The organism is Barnesiella sp. CU968, assembly GCF_905219685.1.
Lineage (GTDB): Bacteria > Bacteroidota > Bacteroidia > Bacteroidales > Muribaculaceae > Lepagella > Lepagella muris_A.
Map to the genome: position 1 here is coordinate 1 of NZ_CAJMXD010000086.1, position 9249 is coordinate 9249.

A 9249-nucleotide genomic window follows, 5' to 3' on the forward strand; every position below is an offset into this window, starting at 1 on the left:
GAGCACAGCTCTTGACCTGGCGTTCCCCTCGAAACCGTCTTTCAGATGTCGCACCGGACTCACGGTGAATATTACTTTCAGCAGGGGGTATCTGTTATGCAGCTCCTCAAGCAGTGGAAGCCATGTGTCGGCAATCTCTTCAATGCCGATGCGCCTTCGGGTGAAAAGAGCCTGAGGCTGTTTATGGCAGTTGGCAACCACATAATCATCTTCGTTAAGGAAATAGCACCACGAAGTGCCGAACGTAATGAAAAGAGCCTCTGCCTCTTTTATGATGCTGTCGAATGTTGAGAAAGATTCTGCAATCCGGTCAAGGACCTCATCGGCTGACGAGCCTGATTTTTTTGAATCGAAAAGCCAGGAATGAAAAATTCCTTCATTGCCGAAGATTGAGTCCGGAATGTCTGCATATAATCCCGATAAAGACATCCGGAGCACTCTTGCTATTGACAGTGGGTTAAACAGTACTCCGAAAGGGTTGCAGGCATTCCATCGGCAGAATTGCATGCGTTGCGAGATGTTGTCGGCAAAACATGACCCCATGAGTAAAACAGGCTTCTCTGGATTCAACGTGAAGTTTTCACGCACGGGGGTGTATTCTGTCCGGAATTTTATTGTCTGCATAAAGTGTAGCTTGAGTTGTTTAGACGAAATGAAGACTTCGACAAGTTCTCTGCAAATTTAATCAAGATCTGAGGAAAATACAAATGAAACTTATGATGCGCAGCCGACGAAGCCGGTTGTAGTCTTGTCATGGTTTATGATCAAGGATGTGCAGGTTGGGGGTGAATCCGTCCGCACAAGCAGCTATGACTGCTTGTGCATATCCGGAAGAGGTATATATGAAGACTTTGCGTTCCGGGTGCAAGCGTGCCAATAGAAGAGCCAGCTCTCCATACCCATTCTTGTCGTCAAGATATATATCCCCGGGATTTGCGTAATCCAGCAGAATATCAGTCCTGGAGCGTATCTTTTTCAAGGTTTTCTCGGCTGAGGTCTCGATCTCTCTCCCCTTGTAAAGATATCTTCCCATGACGCATTCCATGGCGTATGCGAGTTCCGTCTGGTTCTTTTTTCGGCGGATTTCGGAGCGGTTGAAATCGTATCTTCCGGTCAATACACTCCCAAGTGTGACAGGATAGGGGCGTATCGAACCGTCACTGCGGCGTGTGAGCCATTTGAAAAGCAGTGGCGGGAATAGATATGCCATGAGAACTACGGAAACCATACCCACCACCGTCACTTCGCCAAGCGAACGCATTGCCGGGTGTTTTGCAACCAGAAGAGTGCCGATGCCGATGAACATTATCAGTGCAGACACGATGATGCTGTTTTTGTATGATTGCAGCAGTTTGCGGCGACAGGCGAATTCATATGTGAGACCTTCCGTCATGAAGATGGTGTAGTCGTCACCCTGACCGAATATGAAAGTTGCAAGAATTACATTGACGATGTTGAATTTTATTCCCAGAATACCCATGATTCCGAGAATCCATATCCAGCTGAAAGCCATAGGCAGGAATGAAATCATGGCAAGTTCGATGCTCCCGAGTGAAATCCATAGGAATATGAACACGATGAATCCGCATGCGACCCCTATATAGTTGAAATCATTGGAGAGCGTGTCGGCAATTGATCCGTTCATGCTCCTTACATCAAACACTAGCCCTCCGAATTCACGATGACCCGACAGGGTGTCTTTAATCTCGTCTGCAGATGACAGAGGCACTTCGATTACCTGAACGATGGATTTGCGTCCCGACTCAGGATCCTCACTTATGTTGCCCGTAAATACTGAGGAATATAATTCCTTGAAGTTTTCGAAATCCTGCGGAGCATAGTCAGCGGAAATCGCATCGTTGAAAGGGGAGAACGCTTCCGGGCTGAAACCGTGGCGCAGTGCCGCCTCCGTAAGCGGTGTTGTGGCTGACTCTCTGAATTTCCCGGCAAACTCATTCCATCTGGCAAGACGCCGGACCTGTTCTTCCCGGGATGTCAGGAATGAGTTGACTTCATTGCACCGCGTAGCCATGCCTGAATTTACAAGAGAGTCAATGGCTCTGCTTATTATTCCGCTTTGAGAGAGGGCTTCGTCCCATGTTGTGCCGCTGCTGACGATATAAAGGTTTTCCGTATCGCCGTTCTGATTTGCAAGACTTGAGAAATACTCCATATCGGCTTTTTGCTCATCAGTCATATAGTTGATGTTTCGCATGTCGGAATCGAATTCGGTGCGCAGGCTGAAAAATCCAAATACTAAGGTGAGAACAAGTACCCCCCACACTATCCGGCGATTGTTTTCAAGAGACAAGCCGGCAAGGCGTGTTATCAGACGAGGATCGGCGGTGGTTCTGTCTGTCGTTTTCCGTGTCTTCACAGCGTGAGGGAGGAATATGAGCACGAACAGTATTGTTCCGGCGAGCAGAAGAGACGCGAACAGTCCCAGGTCATGAAGCGCGGGCGCATTCAGAGGTACCAGACACAGGAACGCGCCGACAGTCGTTATGTTCCCCACCACAAGAGGAGATATGATTTCCTTAAACGCGGATCTTGGCTGTGTGCTGTCTTTAAGATGATCTATGAGATGCAGCGGATAGTTGACCGCAATACCGAGAATCACCGAAGCGATTCCTATCACGATAATTGACACGGAATCATAAAAGAGTGCGATTGCGCCCATAGCAAAAAGCCATCCCCAGCCGATGGATACGAGAATCAGCAGAATGTTCCTCAGATTACGGAACACGTATATGAGGAGCAGCAATATAAGTATGCCGGCGATGCTGATTGCAATGATGCTGTCGCTTTTGATGCGGCGAGCGTTTTCCGCAGCTATGACAGGTCCTCCTATGACATGTATGTCGAGGTTGCTGTTCTCTTTTTCGGTCATAGACACCGCGTCTTCAAGCATAGCCGCAAGCGAGGCGTTATGTTCCGATTCGTGTGCTCCGAATGCGGATTCGAGAATTACGATGGCTTTTTTCGCGTCAGGAGAAAGAATATATCCGTCGTATGTGTCGAAATTTATCGACATACCGCCGTTTTTCAACCTTTCCGGCACAGGGGTAAAGAGATTGAGCGGATCCCTTGATATATTTCCTGCCAGTATGCCCGATGACGGGAAGAGCAGCATCTGCTTGTCTTCTCGGATCTGCCGATCGATATATCCCGGATCGGACAGAAGGGAGTCTATTCTCGCATAATCCTTGTCAGTCAGGAAATAAGGTATGTTCTCATAAATGAAATCAGTTACTCCGAGCATTTTCTCCATGTCAATTTCCTTGATCACACTGCTGAGAAAGCCGATAGAATCCAGCCGCTCGATGCTCGCTGCAAAAGCCTCGACACCGTCCGCAAGTTCCTGAGGATCTGTATACGTAGTGTCGCGAGTGGAGATGACTGCATATATTTTGTCAGCACCGGAGATGTCCTGATATACCGACATTGCTGTATGGTTCTTTTCATCAAGCGGAAGGAAATCGGATATATCCTCCTTATATCCGAGTCTCAGAAACGACAGCACAAGGGCTGTCGTGGAGACCAGAAACAGTCCCCACGCAAACAGCGGATATCGCTTGAAAAGGTCATAGAGGCGAAGCATAGGTTTTTCTGTTGTCGATGAATTTGACCGGTTTGCGGTTGCTGCCGGGGTTGTTGATTTTGCTGATGTCTTCGGGGGAAAGGATCTCTACGATGGGAGCGACGCGGATTCTTGATCGGAAGCGGTCCTTAAGGTCCTTGATCATGTCGAAAGGTTGGGCTGAAGCCACACCGGCTTTCACCACAACCTCGTCGGTGCCGGCAAAACTATTGCGAACCTCTACCACATAGTTGATTACGTAAGGTGTATTGTCGAGCACGTCATTGATTGCAGGTGGATATATTGTGGTTCCCTTCAGCTTTATCATATTGTTTTTTCGTCCTACAAGCGGAGTAAGCCTGTATGAGTTTCGTCCGCAGCGGCATTCCCCTGTCACCTTGGAGCTCATGTCGCCGGTGCGGAACCGGAGCAGCGGCATTCCCTCGACTCCGAGCGTAGTGATTACCACTTCCCCGACTTCGCCGTCTTTCACCGGAAGATTGTTGTCGCCGATTATTTCCACGATAATCAGTTCGGGGTGCACATGACCTCCGCAGCCGAAAGGACATTCCGAGAATGTGGCTCCCATCTCCGTAGAGGAATATGTAGCGAACAGATCGACATCCCACTTCTCCTTTATGCGGTTGCCGAGAAGGTTGAGGGAGAAATCCTGTTCTCTGAGACCTTCACCGATACCGATGATCCGTCGTATGCTTGAGTTCCGGTAATCGATTCCGTTCATTTCCGCGTATTCTATAAGACGCAATATGAAGGATGGCACACACATTATGGTGTCCGGTTTGAGCCGGTTGATTGTGTCCCATTGCAATTCCGGCATGCCGTTGCCAACGCGTATGACGCTGGCACCCAGTTTGCGGATTCCAAGGAAATATGCAAGTCCTGCCATGAATCTTTTGTCAAGTGTCGTCATCAGCTGCACGATATTTCCCGGCTTGACACCGGCACATGAAAAAGATTTCATTTCATTGTATGCCAGTCTGTCAAGGTCTTTGTCGGTGCATCCGAAAGTAACGGGGTCTCCCAAGGTTCCCGATGTCGTGATGTAGTCTATTATTTTTTCCGGTGGCACACAAAGAAAATCCGCATTATGGAGTTGAAGGTCTTTTTTCTCGGTAAACGGTATTTTTACCAGATCTTCGGTGGTGCGGATATCATTGATGTTGATTCCGTTGTCGCGGAATACCCTCCGGTAGAAAGGTGAATTGTCCGCGAGATAACGCAATGCCTCGCGTAGTCTCCCGTTCTGGTATTCCTCTATTTCTGCGGGAGAGCGGAACTCTATGTCTTCTTTCATCATATTCATTTGAACAGAATTCTTAACCAGTTGATGAAATCTTCTTTCCAGCTTATCGCCTCGGAAGTCGTTTTCTCAGGATTTGCCCCGAAACCGTGTCCGCCGGTCTTGAACTGCACATATCTGTGTCTTACTCCGGCAGCGGTCATGGCAGAATCAAACAATACGGAATTATGGTAATCAACGACAGGGTCGTCGATGCAATTCATTAGATATACCGGCGGCATATCCCGGCGCACATGTCTTTCAAGAGAAAGGGAGTCTTTCATTTCAGCAGATATCGCTTTCCCTTCTCCCAGAAGTCCCCGGCGTGAACGTCTGTGAGTGGATTTGTCAGTCATCGATACCACCGGATAAATAGGTGCGATGAAATCGGGTTTAAGCGAGACACGTGGTGTAATGCCGAGGCTTTTCAGGGAATTGGTGTCAAAGAATATTCCGGACATGGCTGAAAGATGACCTCCGGCGGAAAATCCCATCACTCCAAGACGATTGGGATCAATGCCGAATCTGCCGGCATTGTCGCGAATCAGCTCGATGCTACGTTGCACGTCCTGCAGCATATCGGGATAACGGTGTCCGCGGCGTACATATCTGTCGTGCCAGATAAATGCGTTGATGCCTGCAACGCGATATTCGAGCACGAATGCGGAAATTCCGTTGCTGCGGAGCCATTCCGCGACACCGGTTCCTTCCGTTTTACGGTCAAGCCAGAAATAGCTTCCTCCCGGGCACACTATGCATGCGGTATTATTGTTTCCCGGTGCAAGGTATGGTGTTAGTGTCACTTGCTCTTTGCATCGGGTTCCCTTCCATATGTCGATTGATTTGTCTCCGGCAAAAGAGAGGAGGCATGAGGCTGAGAAAAACAGCGTTAAGAGTATTTTAAATATCCTTGCAGGCATCGTTGATTCCTTTGACAATTGTGTTTTTGCCTAAAATGGCTTCTGCAGTGTATATTGCGGTCAACGGCACTCCGCACATGCCGTGCAGGTTTATGTTCTGACCGGTCAGAAATAGGTTTCTGACTTTGGAGTGTATTGGCAGCTGGGAGAAAATCAGGTTCCGGCAATCTTTCCGGTAACCGAATATCGCGCCATCTCTGGTGTTGTAATAATCACGGATGGTCAGCGGACTTGCCGAATATATGCAGGCTATGCTGTCGTAAATATCGGGAAAGATTGTCTGTAGTTTGTCAAGAATCTTTCTGACATTTTCATTTTTCCAATTCTCATAATCCTCGCCACGGTGTCCGACAGTGGTGTTTTCCCATTTTCGGACAAGTTCATAACTCATTATGCAGTGCACAAGAAGACGGTTTGCGAATTTGCCTTGCCCGGGATCCGGAGGCGTCATGTACATAAAGCACTTGGGCCAGTCGCACGGATCGAAATTATCCTGATTCCACATATTACCGTAGTCTTCCATATAATAGCAGGTATGGTCGATATAGGGGAATCTGTCCGGTTTGAGGTCGATATAAATAGAAAATGCTGAATAAGAATCGGGAATCTCGTTCAGACGTCTTGCGAACACTCGCTGAAACGCGCCTTCCGGCAAAAGTCTCAACAAAGCGACCGGATGAATCGCTGAGATGTAATTGACTGCTTTGTATATACCTCCGTCCGATGTGTGTACAGCTGTTATCATCTTGTCGGAGACATCGATTCTTGTCACGTTTCTGTTTGAAAGCACATTGCCTCCTGCGTTCTCGATGACTCTTTTCAGTGCATCCGCCAGCTGCTGGCTGCCACCTTTGAAACGGGTCGCTCCATTGATGTAGAGTACATGTATCAGGGCGTGTACATATGCGGGTGTATGCCCTTCGACTCCTCCATATAACGGATTGAGATAAGCCAGCAACTCTCTGAGCCGCGGATCTGATACATGCGAGTTTATCAGACTGTCAGCTGACCATGTGAATTTCTCCGAATGAATCCTGACATCTCCGTTATCTTCCTTCAGATAGAAAAGAGGTATTTCTTCCGTCAGTTCATAAATGTCTTCCACGTATGCGCGTATTCCACCTGTCTCTTCCGGGAAGTATTCCGACATGCATCTTATAAAATTCTCTTTTCCCGATGCAATGCGGTAGACATCGCCGGTTTTCTTATAATGGATCTCGTCGATGCAGTCGCTGTCGATATGCTGCAGATCAAGGGAATCGTATATTCCGAGGTATCTGCATATCTTATGGAGATTTCCGTTTTCTCCGAAACCACCCATTACGTGCATCCCCGTTTCGAAGATTTTTCCTTTGCGATGGAAGCATTGCAGACCACCCCCGATGATAGCGTTCTTTTCAAGAACGGTCACGTTCATTCCGTTTCTTGCAAGGAAAGCCCCGGAGAAAAGTCCGCCGATGCCGCCTCCTATTATTATGCAGTCTGTCTTATCCTTCATATTCAGAGGGTTATAGTCTTGTCAAAATCTTTCTCATTTCCGAAGTCGTTGTTCCAGACGGCATGAATGAAGTGCAGGTTGGAGGGGAGTGTAGGAGTGTCGGAGGCAATCCGGAAATCTTCGGCATCCTCAATATAGGAGAATACTTCCGCGTCTTTGTTAACTAAAGCGTAAAGGAGGGGAAAAACCCCGATTCCACCGTTGATGATGCGAACTTTGCCGAAATTCCGGCAATTGATGATGTCTGCATGGTCAAATGCCTTCTTAAGTTCTTTCTTGCATCTGCTGACTATGCTCCATCCGCGGTAGGCGTATTTGTAGAGCACAAGACTCCGGAAATATTCCGCATCTTCGTTTTTGCGTACGAGCCGTTCATATTCATTTTTTATCAGGCTGCGGAAATAAGAGGCTTGTTTGCGGAAGGGGAGTTCCTCAAGTTCACGGTTTCCGGTGCGTTGCATTATCCGGAGCGTAAGTTTCCCTTTGCGGAACAGAAAGCTTCCTTTAGGCAGGAAATGTCCCGCCCCGTGCAAGACAAGGGGCAGAATGTCAAGATCCAGTTCTTTTGCCAGCAGGAACGCACCCTGATGGAAACGCATCACACGGCTGTCGGGTGAACGTGTTCCTTCGGGAAAAATCACAATCGAGTAGCCGTTCTCTTTCAGTTTTCTGAGCCTGGGCATTATATTTTCTATTCCTTCCGATACGGGTAGGAAATCCGCATGATGTATGATATTGCCGAAAACAGGACTGTTCCATACCCAGTCGTTTGTCAGAAACACAAGTTTCGGATGCATGGCGATAAGCAGCGGCAGGTCAAGATGAGACTGATGGTTGCATATGACCAGTGCCGGTCGGTTGAAATCCTCATTCGACGGGTTTTCATATGTTGTTCGGGCTCCGGGATAATTACGGGTTGTAAGTTCGCATCCCCATCTTACCATTTTGTGGAAACGAAGTTTTTTCCTGTCGGAATTCTTCCCTTTAAGGAAATATATGGATGCGAAAGGGGAGAAGACCGCAGTCGCCATAAACGTGAAGAAGGAGAATCCGTAGATTGATCTGAAAATTCTGCAGAGGGTGACGGCTGCATCGAGCTTTTCGCCTCGTTTGCGTGTGAACAGTCTGAACTCTTTATTGAAAATCCGGTGTTGCGTGAATGAATTGTATATGCGTGCCGGGATTCCGTATAATATTGCTGCGAAGCAAAGAATGGTGTTCAGTATGCTTATGCGCGTAAAATCAAGCGCAGGTCTGAAATGCGACACCCTTTCGGATTGGGGGGGGTAGTAGACCGCGATCGGTATCGGGATAATCTTTGTGCCATGCCATGACGCGAATACCAGAAGTTCCAGTTCCGCCTCATATCTGCTTGTGAGGAGTGACATGCCGTGAAGTTTACGGAGGGGATAGGCCCTGAAGCCGGTCTGTGTGTCTTTAAGTCTGCGTCCTGTCTGCAGATGGAACCAGAAGTTGGAAAATTTGTTGGCAAAAGAACTCTTTCCGTTTATGTCTGCATTAGATAGATCCCGCTCCCCGATGATCAAAGCTCCCGGGTTTTCGACTATTGTCCTGACGAAAGAGGGGATATCCTCCGGATAATGTTGCCCGTCGGAATCAATGGTTATCGCATATTCGTATCCAAGTCTCGCCGCTTCCATGAACCCTGACCTGAGCGCGTGTCCTTTGCCTTTGTTTTCAGAATGTGTGATTATGTTCACCGAATCATTGAAAGATTCAAGAATACACTCCGTTTCATCGGTGCTCCCGTCGTTGACCACTATGACATCCGCGCAGAAATCCAGTATTCCGGCAATCACATCGCGGATTGTACCGCCATTGTTGTATGTCGGTACAAGCACGCAGATTTTATGTCTGCGCATTGTCTCAATCAGTGTGTTTCTGTCGGGAGGATTCATTTACAGCGGTATATTAGGGAAAGTGTTGAGAA

The 9249-nt window shown here is 47.9% G+C and carries 6 protein-coding genes; all 6 read right to left on the reverse strand.

Annotated elements, in window-relative coordinates:
* Positions 1-624, reverse strand: a 624-nt coding sequence (locus tag JX312_RS05105; RefSeq protein WP_204457265.1) for a GSCFA domain-containing protein, incomplete at its 3' end; no start/stop codon positions are given.
* A 127-nt stretch (positions 625-751) separates the two neighbouring features.
* The gene (locus tag JX312_RS05110; protein ID WP_204457266.1) at positions 752-3601 is read right to left on the reverse strand and encodes an MMPL family transporter; all 2850 of its coding nucleotides are present in this window, start codon (positions 3599-3601) and stop codon (positions 752-754) included.
* Positions 3585-4895, reverse strand: a complete 1311-nt coding sequence (locus JX312_RS05115) for a phenylacetate--CoA ligase family protein (RefSeq protein ID WP_123403401.1) — start codon at positions 4893-4895, stop codon at positions 3585-3587. The genes JX312_RS05110 and JX312_RS05115 overlap by 17 nt, the downstream gene beginning before the upstream one ends.
* Positions 4896-4900: 5 nt before the next feature.
* Positions 4901-5818: an alpha/beta hydrolase gene (locus JX312_RS05120; protein WP_239653810.1), complete on the reverse strand. Its 918-nt coding sequence runs from the start codon at positions 5816-5818 to the stop codon at positions 4901-4903.
* Positions 5781-7298, reverse strand: a complete 1518-nt coding sequence (locus JX312_RS05125) for an NAD(P)/FAD-dependent oxidoreductase (protein WP_123403013.1) — start codon at positions 7296-7298, stop codon at positions 5781-5783. The genes JX312_RS05120 and JX312_RS05125 overlap by 38 nt, the downstream gene beginning before the upstream one ends.
* Before the next feature lie 2 nt (positions 7299-7300).
* Positions 7301-9217 (reverse strand): glycosyltransferase, encoded by a 1917-nt coding sequence (locus JX312_RS05130; RefSeq protein WP_204457267.1) that lies wholly within the window; start codon positions 9215-9217, stop codon positions 7301-7303.
* Positions 9218-9249 lie beyond the last annotated feature (32 nt).